The organism is Eisenbergiella massiliensis, from assembly GCF_003435485.1.
Genome location: NZ_QVLV01000032.1, coordinates 1 through 23,395 on the forward strand (window position 1 = coordinate 1; position 23,395 = coordinate 23,395).

The 23,395-nt window shown below is 50.3% G+C and carries 24 protein-coding genes and 1 tRNA gene; 23 read left to right on the forward strand and 2 right to left on the reverse strand.

Features of this window, described 5'->3' with window-relative positions:
* Window positions 1–125: 125 nt before the first annotated feature.
* The 3 genes from sigG to nrdR all read left to right on the forward strand — a co-directional run bounded on the left by sigG (window position 126) and on the right by nrdR (window position 1,859).
* Window positions 126–905, forward strand: coding sequence for an RNA polymerase sporulation sigma factor SigG (sigG, locus tag DXC51_RS26385; protein WP_021638901.1), 780 nt, complete (start codon window positions 126–128; stop codon window positions 903–905).
* 90 nt (window positions 906–995) lie between these two features.
* Window positions 996–1,229 (forward strand): YlmC/YmxH family sporulation protein, encoded by a 234-nt coding sequence (locus DXC51_RS26390; protein WP_021638900.1) that lies wholly within the window; start codon window positions 996–998, stop codon window positions 1,227–1,229.
* Window positions 1,230–1,403: 174 nt separating this feature from the next.
* Window positions 1,404–1,859 carry a transcriptional regulator NrdR gene (gene nrdR / locus DXC51_RS26395; protein WP_021638899.1) on the forward strand — a complete coding sequence of 152 codons (456 nt, stop codon included), beginning with the start codon at window positions 1,404–1,406 and terminating at the stop codon, window positions 1,857–1,859.
* Here the strand turns inward: nrdR and DXC51_RS29350 are convergent.
* Window positions 1,846–2,097: a hypothetical protein gene (locus DXC51_RS29350; protein WP_147332410.1), complete on the reverse strand. Its 252-nt coding sequence runs from the start codon at window positions 2,095–2,097 to the stop codon at window positions 1,846–1,848. The two genes, nrdR and DXC51_RS29350, sit on opposite strands and share 14 nt — an antisense overlap.
* Window positions 2,098–2,851: 754 nt before the next feature.
* On the opposite strand from DXC51_RS29350, the gene DXC51_RS26405 reads away from it, so the two are divergent.
* The 16 genes from DXC51_RS26405 (at window position 2,852) to DXC51_RS26475 (ending at window position 18,327) form a co-directional block, all read left to right on the forward strand.
* Entirely contained in the window at window positions 2,852–4,369 is a 1,518-nt protein-coding gene (locus DXC51_RS26405; protein WP_021637560.1) for an ABC transporter substrate-binding protein, read from the forward strand.
* Between the two features lie 73 nt (window positions 4,370–4,442).
* Window positions 4,443–5,384: an ABC transporter permease gene (locus DXC51_RS26410; RefSeq protein ID WP_025490905.1), complete on the forward strand. Its 942-nt coding sequence runs from the start codon at window positions 4,443–4,445 to the stop codon at window positions 5,382–5,384.
* Window positions 5,385–5,473: 89 nt separating this feature from the next.
* On the forward strand, window positions 5,474–6,265 hold the full coding sequence (locus DXC51_RS26415) for an ABC transporter permease (RefSeq protein WP_021637562.1): 792 nt from the start codon (window positions 5,474–5,476) through the stop codon (window positions 6,263–6,265).
* Window positions 6,266–6,302: 37 nt separating this feature from the next.
* Window positions 6,303–7,100: an ATP-binding cassette domain-containing protein gene (locus tag DXC51_RS26420; RefSeq protein ID WP_117545732.1), complete on the forward strand. Its 798-nt coding sequence runs from the start codon at window positions 6,303–6,305 to the stop codon at window positions 7,098–7,100.
* A 1-nt stretch (window position 7,101) separates the two neighbouring features.
* Window positions 7,102–7,869 (forward strand): ABC transporter ATP-binding protein, encoded by a 768-nt coding sequence (locus DXC51_RS26425; RefSeq protein ID WP_044916079.1) that lies wholly within the window; start codon window positions 7,102–7,104, stop codon window positions 7,867–7,869.
* Between the two features lie 54 nt (window positions 7,870–7,923).
* Complete coding sequence (locus DXC51_RS26430; protein ID WP_021637565.1) at window positions 7,924–8,442, forward strand: YqeG family HAD IIIA-type phosphatase; 519 nt, start codon at window positions 7,924–7,926, stop codon at window positions 8,440–8,442.
* Entirely contained in the window at window positions 8,435–9,304 is an 870-nt protein-coding gene (gene aroE / locus DXC51_RS29735) for a shikimate dehydrogenase (protein WP_181970207.1), read from the forward strand. The genes DXC51_RS26430 and aroE overlap by 8 nt, the downstream gene beginning before the upstream one ends.
* Window positions 9,297–9,839, forward strand: a complete 543-nt coding sequence (locus DXC51_RS29740) for a shikimate kinase (RefSeq protein ID WP_181970208.1) — start codon at window positions 9,297–9,299, stop codon at window positions 9,837–9,839. Before aroE ends, DXC51_RS29740 begins: the two co-directional genes overlap by 8 nt.
* Window positions 9,836–10,273, forward strand: a complete 438-nt coding sequence (gene aroQ / locus DXC51_RS26440) for a type II 3-dehydroquinate dehydratase (protein WP_021637568.1) — start codon at window positions 9,836–9,838, stop codon at window positions 10,271–10,273. Before DXC51_RS29740 ends, aroQ begins: the two co-directional genes overlap by 4 nt.
* Window positions 10,274–10,351: 78 nt before the next feature.
* Window positions 10,352–10,909: an elongation factor P gene (gene efp / locus DXC51_RS26445; protein WP_021637569.1), complete on the forward strand. Its 558-nt coding sequence runs from the start codon at window positions 10,352–10,354 to the stop codon at window positions 10,907–10,909.
* Between the two features lie 209 nt (window positions 10,910–11,118).
* Complete coding sequence (locus DXC51_RS26450) at window positions 11,119–12,105, forward strand: DUF5688 family protein (protein ID WP_117545733.1); 987 nt, start codon at window positions 11,119–11,121, stop codon at window positions 12,103–12,105.
* Window positions 12,106–12,250: 145 nt separating this feature from the next.
* Window positions 12,251–12,322 (forward strand) — tRNA-Arg (locus tag DXC51_RS26455).
* Between the two features lie 120 nt (window positions 12,323–12,442).
* Window positions 12,443–13,825 carry an SH3 domain-containing protein gene (locus DXC51_RS26460; RefSeq protein ID WP_055725919.1) on the forward strand — a complete coding sequence of 461 codons (1,383 nt, stop codon included), beginning with the start codon at window positions 12,443–12,445 and terminating at the stop codon, window positions 13,823–13,825.
* Window positions 13,826–14,720: 895 nt separating this feature from the next.
* Window positions 14,721–15,152, forward strand: a complete 432-nt coding sequence (locus tag DXC51_RS26465) for a hypothetical protein (protein WP_021637576.1) — start codon at window positions 14,721–14,723, stop codon at window positions 15,150–15,152.
* Window positions 15,153–15,313: 161 nt separating this feature from the next.
* Window positions 15,314–16,648: an NADP-specific glutamate dehydrogenase gene (gene gdhA, locus DXC51_RS26470; RefSeq protein WP_021637577.1), complete on the forward strand. Its 1,335-nt coding sequence runs from the start codon at window positions 15,314–15,316 to the stop codon at window positions 16,646–16,648.
* 320 nt (window positions 16,649–16,968) lie between these two features.
* On the forward strand, window positions 16,969–18,327 hold the full coding sequence (locus tag DXC51_RS26475; RefSeq protein WP_117545734.1) for an L-cysteine desulfidase family protein: 1,359 nt from the start codon (window positions 16,969–16,971) through the stop codon (window positions 18,325–18,327).
* 41 nt (window positions 18,328–18,368) lie between these two features.
* Here the strand turns inward: DXC51_RS26475 and DXC51_RS26480 are convergent, their stop codons facing one another.
* Window positions 18,369–18,611, reverse strand: coding sequence for a helix-turn-helix domain-containing protein (locus DXC51_RS26480; RefSeq protein ID WP_021637580.1), 243 nt, complete (start codon window positions 18,609–18,611; stop codon window positions 18,369–18,371).
* Window positions 18,612–18,764: 153 nt separating this feature from the next.
* Between DXC51_RS26480 and DXC51_RS26485 the strand changes: the two genes are divergently transcribed.
* From DXC51_RS26485 to DXC51_RS26500, 4 genes are all read left to right on the forward strand, one after another.
* Window positions 18,765–19,805, forward strand: a complete 1,041-nt coding sequence (locus DXC51_RS26485) for a GGDEF domain-containing protein (protein ID WP_147332411.1) — start codon at window positions 18,765–18,767, stop codon at window positions 19,803–19,805.
* 230 nt (window positions 19,806–20,035) lie between these two features.
* Window positions 20,036–21,256 (forward strand): AI-2E family transporter, encoded by a 1,221-nt coding sequence (locus DXC51_RS26490; RefSeq protein ID WP_117545736.1) that lies wholly within the window; start codon window positions 20,036–20,038, stop codon window positions 21,254–21,256.
* Between the two features lie 7 nt (window positions 21,257–21,263).
* A complete protein-coding gene (gene cls / locus DXC51_RS26495) occupies window positions 21,264–22,799 on the forward strand; it encodes a cardiolipin synthase (protein ID WP_021637584.1) in 1,536 nt (511 codons plus the stop codon).
* A 60-nt stretch (window positions 22,800–22,859) separates the two neighbouring features.
* A complete protein-coding gene (locus DXC51_RS26500; RefSeq protein WP_117545737.1) occupies window positions 22,860–23,375 on the forward strand; it encodes a flavodoxin domain-containing protein in 516 nt (171 codons plus the stop codon).
* Window positions 23,376–23,395: the final 20 nt, after the last annotated feature.

Sequence of the window (23,395 nt, forward strand, 5' to 3'; positions counted from 1 at the left end):
CTGTCCCCTGCCCCGAACCCTCAGACTCCTCCCCCTCTTCCATATTTTGTATTTTTTACATGGTATAATTGGCAGGAATTGTGAGAATTCTCTTTAGTAGAAAATGAGAGCAGGAGGATTCGGCAATGGCACTGAATAAGGTGGAAATATGCGGGGTAAATACTTCAAAGCTTACGGTGCTTACCAATGAAGAAAAAACGCAGCTGTTTGAGCGGATAAAAGAAGGGGATGAGGAAGCCAGACAGCAGTATATCAAAGGAAACCTGCGGCTGGTGCTCAGCGTGATCAAACGGTTTTCCAACAGCAATGAAAATGTGGACGATCTGTTCCAGATAGGCTGTATCGGACTGATCAAGGCCATTGACAACTTTGACTCCACGCTGAACGTGAAATTCAGTACCTATGCGGTTCCCATGATTATCGGGGAAATCCGGAGATTCCTGAGAGACAACAACGCCATCCGTGTGAGCAGATCACTGAAGGACACGGCTTACAAGGCAATTTACGCAAAAGAAAACCTCATGAAGCAAAACCAGAAGGAACCCACCATTGCCGAAGTGGCAACGGAAATCGGGATTCCCAAGGAAGACGTTGTGTACGCCCTGGACGCCATCCAGAATCCCATGAGCCTTTATGAGCCGGTCTACACCGACGGCGGCGACACCCTCTATGTCATGGATCAGATCAGCGATAAAAAAAATAAAGAAGAAACCTGGGTGGAGCACCTTTCCCTCAGTGAAGCCATGAAAAAACTGAACGACAGAGAATATGAAATCATTTCCCTCCGCTTTTTCGAAGGAAAAACCCAGATGGAGGTAGCGGAAATCATCGGCATTTCCCAGGCACAGGTGTCAAGGCTTGAAAAAAACGCCCTCAAGGTGATGAAAAATTACCTCAGCGCCTGAAAACCACCCGATTGAAAAATGTGACCGAAAAAATGAAAAAGCATATAATAACAGTAAAAGACCACGCGCCAAGCGGACAGGGAGACGGATATGCTTTTTTCAGAGCTGAAATGCAAGGAAGTCATAAATCTCAGAGACTGCAGAAAGCTGGGACATGTGACGGATTTTGAATTCGACCAGTGCAGCGGCTGCATCTGCAAACTGATCGTACCCGGCGGAGCCAAATGGAAATCCTTTTTTTCCTGTGACACGGATCATGTAATCTGCTACAACGATATCAAGCAGATCGGCCCCGATATTATAATTGTAGATTTGCCGGAATAACCCGGCTGAAAAAAGACGGACAAAAAACACCCATGCCCGTCTTTTTTTGCGCCCAAAAACGCTGTTCCTGCGCCTAATATCCGAACACCAGTTCCTAAGTTGACATAAAACCAAACCTTCGTTATAATAAGTAAAAATAAAGTGCCTTTTTGCGGGCATTCGGAGGTTTAAATTATGAAATGTCCATTTTGCGGCCACGACAACACAAGAGTCATCGACTCCAGACCTGCTGATGAAAACAACTCCATCAGAAGACGCCGCGTATGCGATGAATGCGGCAAACGCTTCACCACCTACGAAAAGATAGAAACCATTCCCCTCATAGTCATCAAAAAAGACAACAACAGGGAAACCTACGACCGATCCAAAATAGAAGCCGGCGTACTCCGCGCCTGCCACAAAAGACCCGTCAGCGCCAACCAGATCACACGCCTGGTAGACGAAGTGGAGACAGAGATCTTTAACAAGGAAGAAAAAGAAATCCCCAGCCAGGTCATAGGCGAACTGGTAATGGACAGACTCAAAAGCCTGGATGCCGTTGCCTACGTCCGTTTTGCCTCCGTATACAGGGAATTCAAAGACATCAACACCTTTATGGATGAACTCAAAAAAGTAATCACCACAAAATAAGAAAGAGAAAACCATGACCGAAGAAAAAAAACAAAAACTCACCGCCGCCAGGGCAAAAGTAGACAAAGCCAATAAATGGAGACTGACCTTCCTCTTCATAGCCGTCCTTTTCCTCCTCTTCATCTTTTTCGGCGGCAAATTCTTCGAACAGACCCCCTGGTTCCAAACCGCAAAACAATGGATCTACTTCATCACCGGCTGGGACCTGATTTTCGTCCTCATCAGCACCCTCATCCAATTCTATTTCACCATTAAATACAACAAAATCGTAAAATCCTAAAAAAACCTATATTCCAATACACCACTACAAAAAATCCTCCGTGCCGCCCAAGCCACAGAGGATTTTTTACAACGTTCCATTTCCACGCCCTTCTCCTTTCTATTTCGTAAAACTGTCCGCTGCCCCTCACAGTTACAGCTAAAATCCATCCAAAATCTCCTTTGGCGACATATTTTAGCCCTCCTGAATCCCTTTCTTACGATCAGCGCAAACCGCTGTCCTGCTGAACAGTTACTCTATATTCTATTACAACAATAAATACAACAATAAAATTTACCGCATGAGCCATAATACGTAGAGCGTTGCGAGCCATCCCGTCTCTGTTTTGGGGGCCGGACTGCCGGGGGAGCCTCTGCTGTTGCTTACCGCTGGGGGGGCGGCATAGTTTTCTGTAAGGGTCGTATAAAAACGCCGGTCCTTACGACGCGTCCTCTGCGTCGTTAGTACCGCTGCGTTTTTAACCGAGCGAAAGCGTGCCCGCACAGAAAACTATGCCGCCCCCCCAGCGGTAAGCAACAGCAGAGGCTCCCCCGGCAGTCCGGCCCCCAAAACAGAGACGGGATGGCCCCCCCACGCCAACGAATTATCCCATGCCTGAAATTTTTCTTGCTTTTTAACTTATTTTTGTATACAATAGGGCGGTAAAACTAAATAAAGAAAAGGTACTTTTCACGCCCAGTCGGAAAAGTGCTGAGAGAGAAAGGAAAAACACATGAAGACAAAGGCTTTGAAAAGGTTTCTTTTGACTTTAGTGTTCACAACACTAACTATTGCACTGAGCGCATGCTCAGGTGATAAGGCAGGTGAGGACTCTTCTCAGATAACGATTGGCATACCTCAGGACATTGAAGACAGTCTTGACCCCCACAAAGCGGTGGCGGCAGGAACTGAAGAGGTATTGTTCAACCTGTACGAAGGACTTGTTAAGCCGGACAGCAGCGGCGAGCTGCAGCCGGCGGTGGCGAGTGATTATCGGATATCGGAAGATGCAACCACCTACACTTTTACCCTCAGAGATGGGGTAAAATTCCATGATGGCAGTCCGGTAACGGCGGAGGACGTGAAGTATTCCATAGACAGATGCGCCGATACCACGAACGGAGAACCCCTGGTAGCGGCGTATTCCCATATTCAGAGCGTGAATATTGTGGATGAGAAAACAATAGAAGTGGTGCTGGACGGCCCGGACACCGATTTCCTTGCTTATATGACCAATGCCGTCATTCCCGCTTCCAATGAGAATCCGGATACCAATCCCATCGGTACCGGCCCCTATAAATATGTGTCCCGTTCCCCCCAGGAGAATTTTGTCATAGAGAAATTCGACGATTACTGGGGAACTCCGGCCAATATCGAGCATGTTACCTTCAAGGTATGCGCCAATACGGATTCCATCGTCATGGATTTAAACGGCGGCTCCATTGATATGTTTGCCAGAGTGACCACCGCCCAGGCGGACCAGCTGGGAGATAATTACCAGGTGCTGGAGGGAACCATGAACCTGGTGCAGGCGCTCTACCTGAACAATGCGGCGGAGCCTTTTACCGATGAAAGAGTGCGGCAGGCGCTTTGCTATGCAGTCGATCCCCAGGGAGTCATGGACATGATTTCCGAAGGAAAGGGAACGGCCATCGGCAGCAGCATGTTCCCTGCCTTTGAAAAATATTTTATGCCCGAGCTTTCAGATATGTATGCTGTGAATCTGGAGAAGGCCAAAGAGCTTCTGAAGGAAGCCGGATATGAAAACGGATTTTCCTTCACCATCACCGTGCCCTCCAACTACCAGCAGCACATCGACACCGCCCAGGTCCTGGTGGAGCAGCTGAAAAAAATCGGTGTAACCGCTGACATTAACCTGATTGAATGGGACAGCTGGCTGTCCGACGTCTATGCGGAAAGAAATTACCAGGCTACGGTGGTGGGCGTGGATGCCTCGGCCCTGACGCCAAGCGCCTTGCTTTCCCGATTTGTTTCCACCGCGGGCAATAATTTCATCAATTTTAACAATGCCGATTATGACGCCGCTTATGCGAAAGCGCTTGGCACCATCGATGATGACGAGAAAACGGCTGCCTTCAAGGAATGCGAAACACTGCTGGCAGAGCATGCGGCCAATGTTTATATCCAGGATCTGCCCTATCTGGTGGCGCTGAATAAAAAATATGCAGGCTACGAATTCTATCCGCTGTACGTACAGGATGTTTCCAAGCTTTATATCGTGGAAGAATAGTTATAGTTCAGACAGGCCTGCACATTTACAAAGAATGAGCTGCGGCAGCTTCGCAAGGGAGAGTGAGTGCGACGTGAAATATTTTATAAAAAAACTGATATCCATGGCAGCGACCCTTCTGGTGGTATCCTTCCTGGTGTTTCTGGCGTTTGCAGTGATACCGGGGGATCCCGCCACTGCGAAGCTTGGTACGGAGGCTACGCCGGCCAAGGTGGAGGCGCTGCGGGAGGAGATGGGCTTAAACCGTCCGATTCCCGTGCGTTATGCTGCCTGGCTGGGCGGCCTGCTGCAGGGCGATATGGGAACCTCCTACAGCTACAGCATGCCTGTAACGAAAATGGTGTCGGATAAAATTCCGGTAACCCTGACCCTGACACTGATGTCCTTTGCCATGATGGTTCTTATTTCCATACCGCTTGGCCTGTATACGGCAAAGCATGAGGGAGGGACCGCCGATCATGTGGTTTTGGCGCTCAACCAGATCATCATGGCTGTGCCGCCGTTTTTTTCAGGAATACTGATTACGCTCCTGTTCGGGCTGATCCTGCATCTGTTTACGCCGGGCGGCTATGTTTCCTATACAAAAAGCATTCCGGGCTTTTTGGGCTACCTCTTTTTCCCGGCGCTGGCCATTGCCCTCCCCAAGGCGGCCATGGCGGTGAAGCTGCTGCGCAGTTCCATTGTGCAGGAAATGCGCCAGGATTATGCGAGAACGGCGTACAGCAGGGGAAACAGCACCAGGAATGTGATGTATAGGCACCTCCTGAAGAACGCCATGATTCCGGTAGTGACTTTTTTGGGAATGGCGCTTGCGGATATGATAGCGGGAAGCATTATTATCGAACAGGTTTTTAATATTCCGGGGCTGGGCAGAATCCTGCTCACCTCCATTTCCAACCGGGATTATCCTGTGGTGGAGGCCATTATTGTGCTGCTGGCCTTCCTTGTTATTTTCATCAACTTCCTTGTGGATTTTATTTACAAGAAAATCGATCCCAGGATCCGTGTACAGTAACCGGAAAGTCTGCCGGCGCGACGGTTTGGGCGGCTGCTTGTTTTTACAGCGCCCCAAGCGGCCGGGAACCGGCGGGAAGAGGCTTGATAATGAAAAAAAAGAACTTGAATTTTATTCTGGGAAGCATACTTACGGGAATCGTCCTTCTGGTGGTGCTGGTGGGCATTTTTTACACGCCCTATGATCCCACGGCTATGGACAACGCGAATAAGCTTTCCGGCATTTCCCTTGCACATCCCTTCGGCTGTGATAATTTCGGAAGAGATATTTTAAGCCGTGTTATGAAGGGCAGCGGGACCACGCTTCTGGTGGCGCTGTCCACAGTGGCCATCGGCACCTTTTTCGGCGTGCTGCTGGGGGCCTTTACAGGATATTTCGGCGGGCTCCTGGACGAGGTGCTGATGCGTATCATCGATGTGGTGTTCGCTTTCCCCAGCATCCTTCTGGCGCTGGTATTCATCAGCCTTCTGGGGCCGGGAAAGGGCAACGTGATCATATCCTTAGGAATCGCCTTCATTCCCAGCTTTGCCAGGATCGTGCGCTCGGAGTTCATCCGCTGCAAAAATATGGATTACGTGAAGCTGGCCAGGCTGGCCGGCGCGGGGCATCTGCGCATCATGTTCGTGCATATCCTGCCCAACACCATATCCGTGCTGGTCCCGGCAGTCATGATCGGCTTTAACAACGCCGTTCTGGCGGAAGCGGGCATGAGCTATCTGGGGATAGGCGTGCAGCCGCCGGATGCCAGCCTGGGCCGGATGCTTTCCGAAGCGCAGACTTATATTTTTTCCGCGCCGGGCTTTGCCCTGTTCCCGGGTATTTTTATCGTGGTGATGGTGCTTGGCTTCAGCCTGCTTGCGGAAGGCTTAAAAAGGGATTAAGGGAGGCTGTGTGCTCCCTCTGGAAAGGCGGTAAGCGATGCTTGACGTAATCGATCTGAATCTGGAATTTCATGATCACCTGGTCCCCGAAACCGTGGTGCATCATTTTAACCTGCATATGGAAGAAGGGGATATCGTGGGGCTGGTAGGGGAATCCGGCTCCGGAAAATCCATGACAGCGCTGGCAATCGCCGGGCTTCTCCGCCGGCACGATATGAAAAAGACAGGACAGATAATGTTTCGCGGCACCGACCTTCTGACCTGTCCGAGAAATCAGCTGCGCGGCTATCAGGGGGATGACATCGGCATTGTTTTCCAGGAACCGATGACCTCCCTCAATCCCGTATACCGGATAGGCTGGCAGGTGGAGGAAAGCCTTCGGATACACCGCCCTTCCATGAGCCGGGAGGACAGGAAGGGAAAAGCGATGGAAATGCTCCGCGCGGTGGAGCTTCCCGATCCGGAGCGAATTTACCATTCCTATCCCCATGAAATATCCGGCGGCCAGAGACAGCGAGTCATGATAGCGGCGGCCATGATCTGCGATCCGGCGCTGCTGATAGCGGATGAGCCCACGACAGCGCTGGATGTGACGGTGCAGCTGGCAATTGTAAAGCTTCTGAAAAAGCTGAACCGGGAGAAAAAAACAGGGATTTTATTCATCTCCCATGATCTGAGCCTGGTAAAACGTCTCTGCGAGCGGATTGTGGTGATGAAGGACGGTCGGATCGTGGAAGAGGGCGTATGTGATCAGATTTTTGATGCGCCGAAGGAAAGCTATACGCAAAACCTGATAGCTGCCATCCCCAGATGCGAAAAGCCGGCGGAGGTTTGACATGGAAAATACACAGACGAACAATATTCTGATGGTGAAGGATCTGCGGGTTTCCTATTCCCAGGAGGCGGGCAGCGTGTTCCGCCCCAAGAAGGATCTGGACGTTTTAAAGGGCGTTTCCTTTTCCATCCGTGAAGGGGAGGTTATGGGGCTGGTGGGAGAAAGCGGCTGCGGGAAATCAACGCTTTCCAAAGCGCTCCTGGGCCTGATTCCCAAATATGAAGGGGTGATTGTCCAGAAGTCGGAGCATCCCCAGATGATTTTCCAGGATCCCTTCAGCTCCCTCAATCCTGCGAAAAAGGTGGGATGGATTCTGGAAGAGCCGCTCCGCCTGAACACGGGGCTTAACAGGGCGGAAAGAGAGAAAAAGGTGTCTGAGATGCTGCGCAGGGTGGGGCTGGAGGAAAAGCTGGCGCAGCGCTATCCCAGACAGCTGTCTGGAGGCCAGCGGCAGCGCGTCTGCATTGCGGAAAGCCTGATGCTCTCCCCGAAGCTTCTGATAGCGGATGAACCGGTTTCCGCCCTGGACGTAACCATACAGGCGCAGATTATCGCCCTTTTGCGCAGCATACAGAAGGAGATGGGGCTTGCCATCCTTTTTATCTCCCACGATATGCGCGTGGTGTACCAGCTGAGCCAGCGGGTGATGATCATGAAGGACGGGGAAATCGTGGAAAGCGGCGACGTGGAACAGGTTTATTTCCATCCGGAGCATCCTTATACGAAGAAGCTTCTGGAAGCGGCGGGGATACTGGAGGAAGGCGACTGACAGGCGGCCTGGCTGCAGGCGGGCCGGTGGAAATGAGGAAAGGGAAGAAAACAGATGTTTGAAAGGTTTTATCCGGATAAATATGTGGAGAGCGCCTACGTGATAGATTACGAGGGCATGTATAAAAAGGGCTACCGGGGAATTATTTTTGACATTGATAATACGCTGGTGCCCCATGGGGCGCCGGCTGACAAGAGGAGCATCGCTCTTTTCAAGCGGCTGAAGGCCATTGGATACGAATGCCTGCTGCTTTCCAACAACAAGGAACCCAGGGTGAAAATGTTTAATGACGCCGTGCATGTCCGCTATATTTACAAGGCGGGGAAGCCGGGCGTTAAAAATTATGAACGGGCCATGGATTTGATGGGGACGGACGATGTGAACACTTTTTTTGTGGGCGACCAGCTGTTTACGGATGTGTGGGGCGCCAGGAATGCGGGGCTGTACAGCTTTCTTGTTAAGCCCATCAACCCAAGGGAAGAGATACAGATCGTCCTGAAGCGCTATCTGGAAAAAATCGTTCTTCATTTTTATAAGAAGAAACTGGAAAAGGAGGGCAGGAAAGATGATTGACGGGAAAACAAGGATTTGCGGTCTGTTCGGTAATCCTGTGGAGCATACGCTTTCCCCTGTTATTCATAATACGCTGGCGAAGCGGTGCGGGATCAATATGGTATATGTGCCCTTCCTGGTGGACGGGGACCAGGTGAAGCAGGCCGTGGAAGGCGCCCGGGCGCTGCAGCTACTGGGGGTGAATGTGACGGTTCCCCATAAGAGCGCAGTGATCCCGTACCTTGCGGAGATTGACAGGGAAGCGTCCTTAATCGGTGCGGTAAATACGCTTGTCCCGGTGGAAAACGGCTTCAAGGGCTATAACACGGATCTCCCCGGCCTGTACCGGGCGCTGGTCTCCGAAGGGATCAGCCTGTCAGGGGAAGAGGTGATTCTTCTGGGCGCGGGCGGAGCGGCCAGGGCGGCGGCCTTTCTCTGTGCGCTGCGGGGCGCTAAAAGAGTGTATCTGCTGAACCGGAGCCTGGAAAAGGCGCAGGCTGTTGCAGAGGAGGCCAATCTCGCGGCGGGACGGCAGTGTATCCTGCCCATGGAGCTTTCCAGCTGGAAGAGCCTTCCTGAAAAGAAATATCTGGCGATTCAGGGAACCTCCGTGGGACTTGCCCCCAATACGGACGAAGCGGTGATTGAGGACCGGGATTTCTACCGGCTGATACATACGGGCTTTGATCTGGTTTACCGTCCGGCGAATACCAGGTTCATGCGCCTGACCGAAGAAGCTGGCGGAAAAGCCTGCAACGGCCTGAAAATGCTGCTGTATCAGGGTGTGGAAGCCTTCGAGCTGTGGACCGGCCTTAAAGTGAAGGAAGAGGATGTGGCATTCTGCTATGAACAGATGAAAAAGGAACTGGAAAAAAATGAGTAGGAACAAAAGGAATATTATTCTTATCGGCTTCATGGGAAGCGGGAAAACAACCCTTGGCATCCGCCTTTCCTACAGGCTGCGCCGTCCGCTCCTGGATACGGACAGATGGATCGAAAAGGAGCAGGGGATGAGCGTGTCGGACATCTTTGCCTCCTATGGGGAAGAAGGCTTCAGGCAGCTGGAAACCCAGGCGGTAAAAAGCCTTCTGGAAGCTGACCCCGGCCAGGTGATTTCCACCGGCGGCGGGCTTCCCATGCGGGAGGAGAACCAGGCGCTGTTAAAGCAGCTGGGCTTTGTGGTCTTTTTAAGGATCCGCCCGGAAACTGTATGCGAAAGGCTGAAGGGGGACACCACCCGGCCGCTGCTTCAAAAGCCCGATCCCGAAGGTGAGATACGCAGGCTGCTCGCCGTAAGGAACCCCATTTACGAACAGGCCGCCGACCGGGTGGTGGACGTGGACGGGAAGGATTTTGAAGAGCTGCTGGAAGAGATACTGGATGGAACGGACATCCAGCCGGAAGGGAGATTAAAATGAAAATACTTGTAATTAACGGGCCGAACCTGAATTTCCTCGGAATTCGTGAGAAGAATATTTATGGAACCCAGGATTATGCGTATCTGCAGAAGCTCCTGGAGGAAAAAGGGAAGGAAGCGGGCTGCGAGGTGACCGTATTCCAGAGCAACCACGAGGGCGCGATTATAGACCGGCTGCAGGAAGCATATTTTGACGGGACGGATGGTATTGTCATCAATCCGGGCGCCTTCACCCATTACAGCTATGCCATCAGAGACGCGCTTGCAAGCATTACGGTGCCCAAGGTGGAGATCCATATTTCCGATATCACGAAACGGGAGGAATTCCGGAAAACCTCCGTTACCGCGCCCTCCTGTGACCGCCAAATCTACGGCCAGGGGCTGGACGGATACCTCCAGGCCATAGATTTTATACTGGAAAAGCAAATTCTGTAAAAAAACAGTTGAAAAAAGCATATTTTTATTATAAACTAGTAGGGAATTAAACGTGAAAATTTAGGAGGAATATTTTTTATGATTTCTGCAGGTGATTTCAGGAATGGTATTACAATTGAAGTAGATGGCAATATTTTTCAGATAGTAGAATTCCAGCATGTGAAACCTGGCAAGGGCGCCGCTTTTGTAAGGACCAAGCTGAAAAATATCATTAACGGAGGCGTGGTGGAAAAGACCTTCCGTCCTACTGAAAAATTCCCGCAGGCACGTATTGATAGAAAAGATATGCAGTATTTATATTCTGACGGTGATTTATTTACCTTTATGGATATGGAAACCTATGATCAGGTTGCGCTGAATTCCGAGACTGTCGGAGATGCGCTTAAATTCGTAAAGGAAAATGAAGTGTGCAAGATATGCTCAACCAATGGCGGCGTATTTGCAGTGGAGCCTCCTCTTTTCGTAGAACTAGAGATCACCGAAACAGAACCCGGATTTAAGGGAGATACCGCTACAGGCGCATCCAAGCCTGCCACAGTGGAAACCGGAGCTGTTGTATATGTACCTCTGTTCGTAAACCAGGGGGACAAGATCAAGATCGACACCAGAACCGGAGAATATCTGTCCAGAGCATAATCAGCAACGGAATGCTGTTCTATTATTTAGCCTATAAGACAATGGGATTTCTGCATGGCAGAGTTTTCATTGTCTTTTTTATTTCATGGAAAATGCGGCCTGCGGCCGGACGAAAGCCGCGGCCCAAATGCCTCATGAACCAAATTTTATCGGATCGAAAAGCATGTCTTAAAGTCAAATCTTAAATTCTAACAAAGAGAGGATATTAAATGGATTTTAAAAAATTTGTAAAAAAAGTAAAGGATGGCGCACAGGCCTATCTGGGAGACGGCGTTTCCCTGTCCGTAAGCACAGTATTAAAGAACAACGGCGTTAATCTTACGGGGATTATTTTCATGGACGGGGACAGCGACGTCGCTTCCACCATATATCTGGATGGGCTTTATGAGGAATATAAGAGAGGAAAAACGATGGGGGAAATCGTCCGCCAGGTATGTACGGTTTATGAGGAAAATAAACCGGAACAGAACCTGAATATGGATTTTTTCCACGATTATAAGATGGTGAAGCCAAGGCTGGCCTGCCGCCTGATTAACTGTGAGAAGAATCAGGAGCTGCTTGGCGGCCATCCCCACAGGGAATTTCTGGATCTTGCCATTGTATACTGCTGTATCCTTATGAGCGATAACATGGGCTGCGCCTGTGTCCTGATCAGCGATATGCACGCCCGGTACTGGGATGTGGACGAAGAGACGCTTTACCGGGATGCGCTGGAGAATATGCCGCGCATACTGCCTGACGAGCTTTCCGACATGGATGATTTCATGTATGACATAGTCAGGAAGGCAGTAGAGGAAAAGCTGGAGCTGACAGCAGAGGGTGAGAAAACGCAGGAGGATGAGGAGTGCCGGGCCATACTGGACGGGATTGCGGAATTCCTGGCAGGGCTTCCCCTGGAAAAGGAGCCGGAGCGTAAAATGTACATACTTACCAATAAGCAGCATTTTTATGGAGCGGCAGCCATTTTGTATCCCGGGATTCTGGAAAGCTATGCCGGTAAGCTGGGACATGATTTTTATATCCTGCCCAGTTCCGTGCATGAAGTGATTCTGCTTGCGGATACGGGAGTGGAAGACAGAGAGCATCTATATGATATGGTGCGGGAAGTAAATGCGCAGAATGTGCCTGAGGAGGAGCTTTTATCGGACAATGTTTACTATTTCAGCCTGAAAAGCGGAAAGATAACAATTCTTTGATATTCTGAATAATTCTTAAGATGCTATAAATTTTCTATTTTTCCAAAATGAGATCTGGACAACCGGAAAAACTTGTGCTATTATATGTCAGAGTGATGCATGTAACAAATTTGTAATATTTAATCAGTGCATCAACATATCTTATGCACCCGTAGTCTAATGGATAGAACGGAGGCCTCCGACGCCTTTAATGCAGGTTCGATTCCTGTCGGGTGCATTTGTGTCACTCTGGCATATAATTTGCCTTGCTGTGAATATATCAGCCAAGTGTAACTGGAGAACCGCCGCAGGGCGGTTCTGTTTTAAAGTCGATGTTTTCAGGATTGAAGGTGTGAAATTGAGCGAGGAACAGAAGAAAATGCCTGATGGCTCCAAGCCGGAGGGTGCGCTGAACGAATTTATAGAATTGCTGAAAAAGAACAAGAAGTCGCTTGCCGTTATCATTGTGACAGCGGTGGTGCTTTTGGGGATCGGGATTCTGCTCGGTTCGCTGATAGGCAAGAAATCGGGAGACAAGGATGCTACCCAGGAACAGTCCCAGGCTGCGGCTGCGCAGACACAGTCCACAGAGGCCATTCCCAATGTGCCCATGGAGGTCAACGCCTATCCCGAAATCAATTCACTGATGAAGAAATATTATAATGCAGCCGCAGAGGGAGACATGGAGACCGTCAAGTCCCTGAAGGACTATTCGGATCAGGCCGAGCTGCTGCGCATCCAGGAAAAGAGCAAATACCTGGAAAGCTATGATGATATCAACTGCTATACAAAGCCCGGCCCCATCGAGGATTCCTATGTTGTCTATGTCACCTATTATGCCAAGTTCCACGATATTGACCAGAAGGTGACGGGGCTGAATACCTACATTGTATGCCGGAAGGCGGATGATTCCTACTATATCCATGACTGCTCGGAAGATGAGTCCATGAAGGAATACCGCACCAACGTAACCAAGCAGGACGATGTGGTGGATTTGTTCAATAAAGTTCAGGTAGAATATAACGAAGCCGTGACGGAGAATGAAGAGCTTGCCGCATTCCTTACCGATCTGTCCGAGAAGCTCAAGACAGCGGTCGGCGATGCCCTGGCGGAAGCCGAAACAGTAAGCGGGACGGAGACCACTGAAGAAGAAGGCCAGGAGCCTGCCGATAATGCAGGGGAAGCCGCCTCTTCCAGGGTAAAGGCCACTGATGTGGTCAATATCAGAAAGTCCGACAGTGAGACAGCCGATTCTCTTGGAAAGGCTCAGGTGGGAGATGAATTCGCCCTCCTGGAGAACCGTGCCAACGGCTGGTCCAAAATTGATTATAACGGCCAGGAGGCCTTTATCAAATCGGAGTTCCTGGAAGCGGTTTCCGAAGAACCTGAGAATGCAGGTGACGGAAATGCCGAAGCAGGAAACGAAGCGGCTAACGCAGATAATACTGATAATACCGCCAATACCGATAATACGGCAAACACTGATAATACCACACACAACGGCCAGGCGGATACGCCGGGCGCAGGTGACGGCGCGCCGTCTGCCAATGTACCCAACAGCGGAACCTACCGCCTTACCACCACCGTTAATGTCCGTAAATCCGCAAGCGAAACAGCCGACAGGCTGGGCGTAGGGTACTCCGGTGACGAAGTAGAAATCCTGATGAAACAGGCCGACGGCTGGACAAAGGTCAAATTCAAAGGAGAGACCGGATATATTAAGACGGATGTATTAAAATAGCTAATTTGTTGTTTGTGACCCATGCGGCCTTGCGCTACAGGGATTGCGCCCCATACTGCTTCCCGCCTCCCATTTCGGGCCGGCCGGCAGCCGTATGGGGCTTTTTTGCGCCAACCTCAAAAACAAGATATTTCTAACTGCTCTGCCAGACTGTTGCCAACGTGCCTAAACTCCTCGCTGCGCTCGTCAGACAAGCCACTAAAATCAACAGCAGCCCGGCAGAACGAAGCAGTAAGAAATATCACCGTTTTTTCCTATGGAGCAGAAAAAAGCCCCACACAGCAGCCGGCCAGCCCGAAATGGGAGGCGGGAAGCAGTATGGGGTGCGATCTCCACAGCACAAGGCCGCACGACGCGTAACGTAACTAATTAAATAAGAAACCGTCATAATTATAAAGAAGAATAAAGAAAATAAAAATGAATAATAAAAATCTCCCCGGAAATACTTACTAAAAAAAGTATTTCCGGTTTTTCATTTTTTAAAAATATATTTTTTTCAATAACTACGGCTCAGCTCCGTGCTGTCCGGGGGTTTTTCCGCCGCTCCGCTATCCGGTCCTGCTCCGGCGCTGGCGGGTGTTTTCCGGTGCATGAGAAAAAATGGAGATGTTTCTTACTGCTCTGCCCTGCCAGGAACCGGCTGCTTTTAGCGGCTTGTCTGACGAACATAAGCATCTAAATACGCCCAGCCGCAAGGCGCCGGCGTATTTAGACGCTTATGTGAGGAGTTCAGCCGCGTTAGCCGATTCCTGACAGGACAGAACAGTTAGAAACATCCCATTTTTGAAATGCACCAGAAAACACCCGCCAGCGCCGGAGCAGGACCGGATAACGGAGCCAGCGGAAAAACCCCCGGACAGCACGGAGCGTACACAACCGGGAAGGAAGGCGGAGTATGAGAAGTGATGATGCGGCTATATACAGGGAAATCCAAAAAAATGCAGAAATGGGAATCAAAGCGATAGAAGCTGTCAGCCCCAAGCTGACGGACGATGCCTTTGCCCTGCAGCTAAGCAGGCAGGAACTGAAGTTTTCAGAAATCAGGGATAAAGCCAGGCATGAGATGCTGGAGGGGCGTGCGGAGGAGTACCGCAGCAGCGGTGTCACTGATTTGATGCTTAAGGGCGGGATACAGGCCAATACGCTTTTAAATACCAGCACCAGCCATATTGCGGAGCTGATGATTCAGGGCAGTAACAGGGGGCTGACAAGCATGTGGAAGGCATTGAACCACTATGGAAATGCCGGAAATGAGAGCACGGAGCTTGCCCGGGAGCTCATGGATTTTGAGGAAAAAACCATTGAAAAGCTGAAAAAATATCTATAAGCAGGTGTTTTTTAGCAAATTTCGTCAATTTAACGTAATAAAGTACTTGCGTACGGGCTTTATCCATTATATAATAAGAGCCGGACAAAGCCATCTGGAATGCCCAGGCCAGTTTTCTGTCCCGGGCATTTTTTGTAAAACAATTAAAGGAGGAATCACACATGTCATATGTAGATGAGGTCATTGCACAGGTAGTGGAGAAAAATCCTGCACAGCCTGAATTCCATCAGGCAGTTAAGGAAGTTCTGGAATCTCTCAGAGTTGTAGTGGAAGCCAATGAGGAAGCATACAGAAAAGATGCTTTACTGGAAAGACTGGTTAATCCGGAACGTCAGATTATCTTCCGGGTACCGTGGGTAGACGATAAGGGACAGGTTCATGTGAATACAGCATACCGTGTTCAGTTCAACAGCGCTATCGGACCCTATAAGGGAGGCCTGCGTCTGCACCCTTCCGTTAACCTTGGCATCATCAAGTTCCTTGGTTTTGAACAGGTGTTCAAGAACTCCCTGACAGGACTTCCCATCGGCGGAGGCAAGGGTGGTTCCGACTTTGACCCGAAAGGGAAATCCGACAGAGAGATCATGGCATTCTGCCAGAGCTTCATGACGGAGCTTTACAGACATATCGGCGCAGACACAGATGTTCCTGCCGGAGATATCGGAACCGGCGCAAGGGAAATCGGTTATATGTACGGCCAGTATAAGAGAATCCGCAATGTTTACGAAGGCGTTCTGACAGGCAAGGGGCTTACTTACGGCGGTTCCCTGGCAAGGACGGAGGCTACCGGCTACGGACTTCTGTACATGACAAAGGAAATGCTCAAGTGTAACGGCATTGATATTGCGGGCAAGACCATCGCAGTTTCCGGTTCCGGTAATGTGGCCACCTATGCTATCCAGAAAGCACAGCAGATGGGCGCTAAGGTAGTAACCTGCTCCGATTCCACCGGCTGGGTATACGATCCGGAGGGAATTGATCTGGCGGCGCTTAAGGAAATCAAAGAAGTAAAACGCGGAAGGGTTTCCGATTACCTGAATTACAGGCCCAATGCGGAATATCATTCCGGAAAGGGCGTATGGAGTGTGAAGGTGGATATCGCACTTCCCTGCGCAACACAGAATGAACTGACACTTTCTGATGCGGAAGGGCTGGTTGCAAACGGCGTAAAGGCAGTATGCGAGGGCGCTAATATGCCTACTACCCTGGAGGCTACCGAGTATCTGCAGAAGAACGGCGTTCTGTTCGTTCCCGGAAAGGCTGCAAATGCAGGCGGCGTGGCAACCTCCGCTCTGGAAATGAGCCAGAACAGCGAGCGTCTCAGCTGGAGCTTCGAAGAGGTGGACAGCAAGCTGCAGGGCATCATGATCAACATCTTCCACAACCTGGATGACGCCGCAAAGCGTTACGGCATGGAAGGCAACTATGTTGCAGGCGCTAATATTGCAGGCTTTGAGAAGGTTGCAACAGCCATGACCGCACAGGGCATTGTATAAATTTTCAGGATAATCCATGAAAATGTGAAGACGCTTAAACAGTTGCAAATTCTGAACTGTTCCCCAGCTTCACAGCTTTAATGATAATATTTCAAGGCAGTGTAAAACTTCCGCAGACAGGTATCCATACCTGCAAGCGGAAGTTTTTTTGCCTGCGTTTTTGTCTTGATTTTTTGCCGTCCGCCGGCTGTACCGGCAGCAAGCCACCATCCTGCAGCCCACTATCCTGCGGCATTGCCTGTTTGCCGGGTATCTGTTATAATGCGGTTAAAGCGGAACCAGATCACCAGCCGCGTAAATGCGTGCAGATAGGAGCGAACATGGAGAAAAAGGACAAAAGATATCAGGCGTATCTCAGAATTCTGAAGGAAGAGCTTGTGCCGGCCATGGGCTGTACGGAGCCGATAGCGCTGGCCTACTGTGCCGCAAAGGCCAGGGAAATACTGGGCTGCATGCCGGACAGCGTGCTGGTGGAAGCAAGCGGTAATATAATTAAGAATGTAAAGAGCGTGGTGGTCCCCAACACCAACGGCCTGAAGGGAATGGAGGCAGCGGCGGCTGCCGGAATTGTGGCAGGTGAGGCGGACAGGGCGCTGGAGGTCATCGCCGGGGTGACGGAAGGGCAGAAGGAGGAAATCAGCCGTTTCCTAAAGGCCGGGAAAATACAGGTCAGGCCCATGGATACGGAGGAAGTGCTGGATATGGCGGTTACCCTCTGGAAGGGTGGGGAAGAAGCCAGGGTGCAGATTTCCCGGAGCCATACGAATATTGTACTGATCGAAAAGGACGGGGAAGCGCTGTACCGGGAAAAGTGCGCTGATAAGGTGCTCCGGGCGGCGGAGGATGCGGATAATGACGGCGGGCAGGGCGCTGTGGGCTGCAAACCGGAAGCGGGTGCAAAAGGCGGAAACAGGGAAGAGGCCGACAGGGCGCTTCTGAATATGGAAGCAATTTATGATTTTGCCGAAACGGTGGATCCGGATGATGTGCGGGAGGTTATCGGAAGGCAGATTGCATTGAATACGGCGATCTCCGAGGAAGGCCTGAAGGGAAATTACGGAGCCAATATCGGCAGGGTTCTGCTCCATACCTATGGAAATGATATTAAAAACCGGGCAAAGGCGGCAGCGGCTGCCGGTTCCGATGCCAGGATGAGCGGCTGCGAAATGCCTGTGGTTATTAATTCCGGCAGCGGCAACCAGGGAATGACGGTTTCCCTTCCTGTGATTGAATATGCGAAGGAGCTGGGCTGTCCGGAGGAAAAGCTGTACCGTGCGCTGGTACTGTCCAATCTGACGGCAATCCATCAGAAAAGCGGAATTGGACGGCTGTCCGCTTATTGCGGCGCGGTGAGCGCCGGCTGTGCGGCCGGCTGCGGCATCGCTTATCTGCAGGGCGGTGATTTGGAAGCGGTCAATCATACGCTTGTCAACGCGCTGGCCATTGTGTCGGGCATTATCTGCGATGGAGCCAAGCCCTCCTGTGCGGCGAAAATCGCCTCTTCCGTAGATGCGGGAATTCTTGGATATGCCATGTACAGGGAAGGACAGCAGTTCTACGGCGGTGACGGGATTATATCCAAAGGAGTGGAAAAGACAATAGGAAACGTGGGCCGCCTGGGCAAAGACGGCATGAAGGAAACAGATAAGGAGATTATCCGCATTATGACAGGCTGTTAAGGGAAAGCCCCTGCCGCAGTGAAGGACGGAAAAAAAGCGTACTATTCTTCCGGCTGTTTTTGGAAGAAGTCTTCGAAATCCGCATGAAAAACTTCTTTCATAGCCAGCAGCTCCTGTACGCTTATATTCTGAATACCGGCTTCTATTTTTGCATAGGAGCCTCTTGTAAGGCTGCAGCCTAAAAGCTGCAGCTTTGCTATTGTCTGCTCCTGAGTCAGGCCGCAGTCCCTGCGGAGTGCGCGGATATTAGCACCCAAAGAAACATTGTATTTTATTTTCTGCATGAATTACTCCCAATACCGCTGCAGGGATAGAAATTCCAAACAGCGGCCTCCCAGATTCAATTGTGGGATATATTATTGATTTTAGTAAAAAAGTAAGATATAATTGCTCTATAAATAGAGCAAAGAGAAGTTGTGGCCGGGAAAGGTGCAGGAATGATAGATAGAGAATTATGTGACTTAACAAAACAGCTGATGTTTACCTGCCTGAGCGGTCAAAATTCGGGTAAAATACAGGAAATAAGCGGTATTCTTGAGGAAAATTCGGTGGTAATAGGAAGCAGGGCCCATGAATACTACACAACTGTAGAACAAATAAAAAGTGAACTGGATTCCGGTAAGTGGGAAGATGGCAGGGAGTATGTGTACAGGCCTGTGAAGGACTGGTACCAATGCACCCGGCTGGCCGAAAATATCTATCTGGTCTGCGGCAATCTCCGGGTAGAAAAAATATTTCAGCCCGGTAATGAAGAACAGGCTTTTGAGAATGCCGGCCTCTCAGTTACAGGATTGACAGAAACAAGCGTCCGTATAAGCATGGTATGGAAAAAAGATGGAAAGGCGAACCGGATTATACATATTCATATATCCGTTCCCCAGGAGGACGGCTGCGGGCAGCCGGCCCGAAGGCCGGACCAGGCTGCAGGAGGAACGGAAATGCTGCCGGAGCCGGAGAAAAAGACGGTGGATTACTACAGACGCCTTTCTGAAAAGGATCTGATGACAGGACTTTATAACCGGGGCAGCTTTGAATATTATGTGAAAAAAAGGCTGGAAAGCGGTGAAGGCGGCACCTTCTATATGATCGATCTGGATGACTTTAAGGCGGTGAATGATACCTACGGGCATGTGGCAGGCGACAGGGTCATCATGGACATGGCCGATATCTTACGGCGGATATTTGCAAAGGAAGCTGTCATCGGCAGGCTGGGCGGCGATGAGTTCGCAGTTTATGAGGCGGGCTGCTGCGGCAGAAAGGAAGCGGAGGAAAAAGCCCGGGCCGTTCTGCAGGACTACAGCGCTTTATCCGAAAAATACGGAAATGATTTTCAGCTGAGCTGTTCCATCGGCATGTACCGGGAAGCCGATAAAGAAACCTTTGAAAACCTGTACTCCCGCGCCGATGAAGCCCTTTATTTTTCAAAAAATTCATACAAAGGCACCTTCCACTGGTACTACCGCCAGCACAGATTCTGATATCCTCTGTGTCTGGCGTTTTTTGTAACTGTCTGCACCCCGCCCGGGTCCCTGCCGCCGCCGTCCTGTGCCTGCAGGGCCCCGGGCGGAGGAGGACAGTTACTTTTTTTATGTTCCGATTTTTATTCAAAACAGGAAAGGACTACATTTCTGGAAAGATTTGTGGTAATATAGATTAATATTGTTTATGAGGAAGTTGCAACTAACCTGCAGGAGTTTACGGAGGTACTATGAAAAAGAAGAAAACGGATTTTGCTGTGATTATTTATATCTGCCTTGCGGCGCTGCTGATTCTCGGGATTAAATATTTTGACCAGATAGCCGGAGTTGCCCTGAAACTCTGGAATGTGGCGTTTCCGCTGATTCTGGGAGTGGCTGTCGCCTATGTTATCAACATCATTATGGTCCGGGTGGAGCGGATTTATTTCCCGAAAACAAAGAACCGGTTTGTTACGGCGAGCAGGAGAGGCGTAAGCATCGTTGTGTCCCTGCTGCTGGTTGCGGGGATTTTTTCCCTGGTTGCAAGGCTGGTCCTGCCGGAGCTTGGGAAGGCCTTTGCCGTAATCGGCAGGAATGTGCCGATTTTCCTGGAGGAAGCGGCGGCATGGCTGGAGAAAAATAATGCAGGCAATACTGCTGACATGCTGAAGAATGTGGATTGGAACAATGTCATGGATAAAGTGGCGGATGTTGTAAAATCGGGCTTTACCAGCTTTGTGAATTCCACACTGACCGCAGTTGGCGCTGTGGTCGGCAGCGTGGTGAACTTTTTTATCGGCCTGATTTTCGGCATTTATATCCTTTCAGGAAAGGAAAAGCTGCATTCCCAGGTGAGCAGGATTATGCATGCGTATATGAAGGAAAGGACAGTTGCCAGAATCAGGTATATTTACAGGACAGCCAATGAAACTTTTTCCAGTTTTATAATAGGACAGTGTACGGAAGCGGTAATTCTGGGTACACTGTGTACTATAGGAATGCTGCTGTTCCGTTTCCCTTATGCGCCGATGATCGGGGCATTTATCGGGGCTACGGCGCTGATCCCCATTGTAGGCGCTTATCTGGGCGCTGCGGTGGGAGCATTCATGATTTTGACGGTAGATCCGCTGAAGGCGCTTCTGTTCATTATATTTATTGTAGTGCTGCAGCAGCTGGAAGGAAACCTGATATATCCCAGAGTTGTCGGTTCCTCCATCGGCCTTCCCGGTATCTGGGTGCTGGCGGCCGTAACGGTGGGCGGCGGACTGGGAGGCATCGGCGGAATGCTTCTGGGTGTTCCGGTTGCGGCAACCGCCTATAAGCTGATAAGAAATGATGTGGCGGGACGCAACGGCAGGAGACCGGATAACCCGCAGGAAAATATCCGGGAAACCCCGCAGGAGGCTCAAAAAAAGGTTCCCCGGGAAGCGGCCGCATCTGTAGGGCGGCGTGAGAAGCAGAAAGGAAGATAGACAGCTGATGAAGGGGAAGTACAAAAGACTTGTGGTCAACCGGATAGTTATTACGGTTGTTCTTATATTGCTTCAGATAGTTTGGTTTGTTTTTATGCTGGAAAAGCTGGCGAGATACTCCAGCTGGATCACCACGGCGTTCACAGCACTGAGTATCGCCATTGTACTCTACATTATCGGAAAAGATGATAATTCGGCCTATAAAATAGGCTGGATTGTCCTTATCATGACGCTGCCGCTGTTCGGCGGCCTGCTGTATCTGTTTTTGGGGGATAAAAAGCCTTCCCGGAATATGCGCAGGAAGCTGAATGCCCAGCATGATGTTTTTAAGGATACCCTGATACAGGAGGGAGAACTGCAGGACCGGCTGGGAAAGATACACGGACGCGCGGCGGGGACGTTTCAGTATGTGCGCCGTGTGAGCGACTTCCCTGCCTATGAAAATACGGACGTGACCTATTATCCCAGCGGGGAAGAGATGTTTGTGGATATGCTGGAAGAGCTGCGCCAGGCAAAGCATTTTATTTTCCTGGAATATTTTATTGTGGCGGAAGGCAAGATGTGGGAAACTATCCTGGAAATCCTGAAGCAGAAGGCGGAGGAAGGGCTGGATGTCAGGATGATTTACGATGACATGGGCTGCCTGACCCTGCTGCCCGCCGGCTATTACGCCGGACTGGAGAAATACGGGATAAAGTGCATGGCCTTTAACCATGTCATCCCTTTCTTCTCCCTGGTAATGAACAACCGGGATCACAGGAAAATCCTTGACATTGACGGCCATACCGCATTTACGGGCGGAATCAACCTGGCGGATGAATATATTAATGAAAAGGTCAGGTTCGGCTACTGGAAGGATACGGGAGTGCGCTTAAAGGGCGACGGCGTGTGGAATTTTACAGAGATGTTCCTGGAAATGTGGAATGCCTTCAGGAAAGAGGATACGGATATCAGCTGCTTCAAGCCTCATGTGCATCATCCGGAGCCTTTTGAGGGAAAGGGCTTCGTGCAGCCCTATACCGATTCGCCCCTGGATAACGAAACCATTGCGGAAAATGTATATCTGGACATTCTCCATCAGGCGAAAAAATATGTCTACATATTTACGCCTTACCTGATAGTGGACGACGTGATGAGAAACGCGCTGTGCACGGCGGCCAAAAGGGGTGTGGATGTGCGGATAGTGACGCCGGCCATTCCTGACAAGCCAACCATTTTCCGGCTGACCCGTTCCAATTATCCTCCGCTTTTGCGCGCGGGCATCCGGATTTTTGAATATACGCCGGGCTTTATTCATGCGAAGAGCTATATCTGCGACGACGAGTTCGGCGTGGTGGGAAGCGTAAATATGGACTTCAGGAGCCTGTACCTGCATTTCGAATGCGCCACGCTTCTTTACCGTACGAGCGGGCTGGAGGAATTAAAAAAGGACAGTCTGGAAACCATTGCGGCGAGCCGGGAAATTACGTTAAAGGACTGCAAACAGGGAATTATCGGAGGCCTTTTCGATTCCGTCCTCCGTGTATTTGCCCCGCTGTGCTGATATTGGCGGGAAGATATTGATAATGGTCAGATTCAGGGAAAAGGCAGGAGTACTGTTAAGATGAAATGTTTGATTTGCTATCAGAGTAAAACGGGGACAACGGCAAAATGCGCGGAAATTCTGAAAAAGAAGCTGGAAAAAAGAGGGGCGCAGGTCACGGCTGCCAATCTGGCGGCCGGAAGGCCGCAGCTTGCCGGCTATGACTGCATTATTACAGGAGCGCCCGTGCGTATGGGTAAAATCCCGAAAGAAACAAAGGCTTTTCTGGAAGCGAGTAGGAATGAGCTTCTGAATTGTAAAAAAACCGCTTTTTTTATCTGCAGCGCTTTTCCCGCACAGACACAGCAGGTGCTGTTGGAGAATTTCCCCAGGGAGCTTCTGGAGGCCTCGGTCTGTGCCGCCGGGTTCGGCGGTGAGGTGGATATCCATAAGCAGAAGGGCTTTGACCGGTTCATGGCCAGGATGATGACCAACCTGGTGAAGCATTATAAGGCCGCCATGCCGTCCGTGCGGGAAGAAAATATAGAAGCCTTTGCAAATACCCTGTGCGGCGGCGTTGACAAGGAAAAAAATTAAACATATAATAGGATAGATTG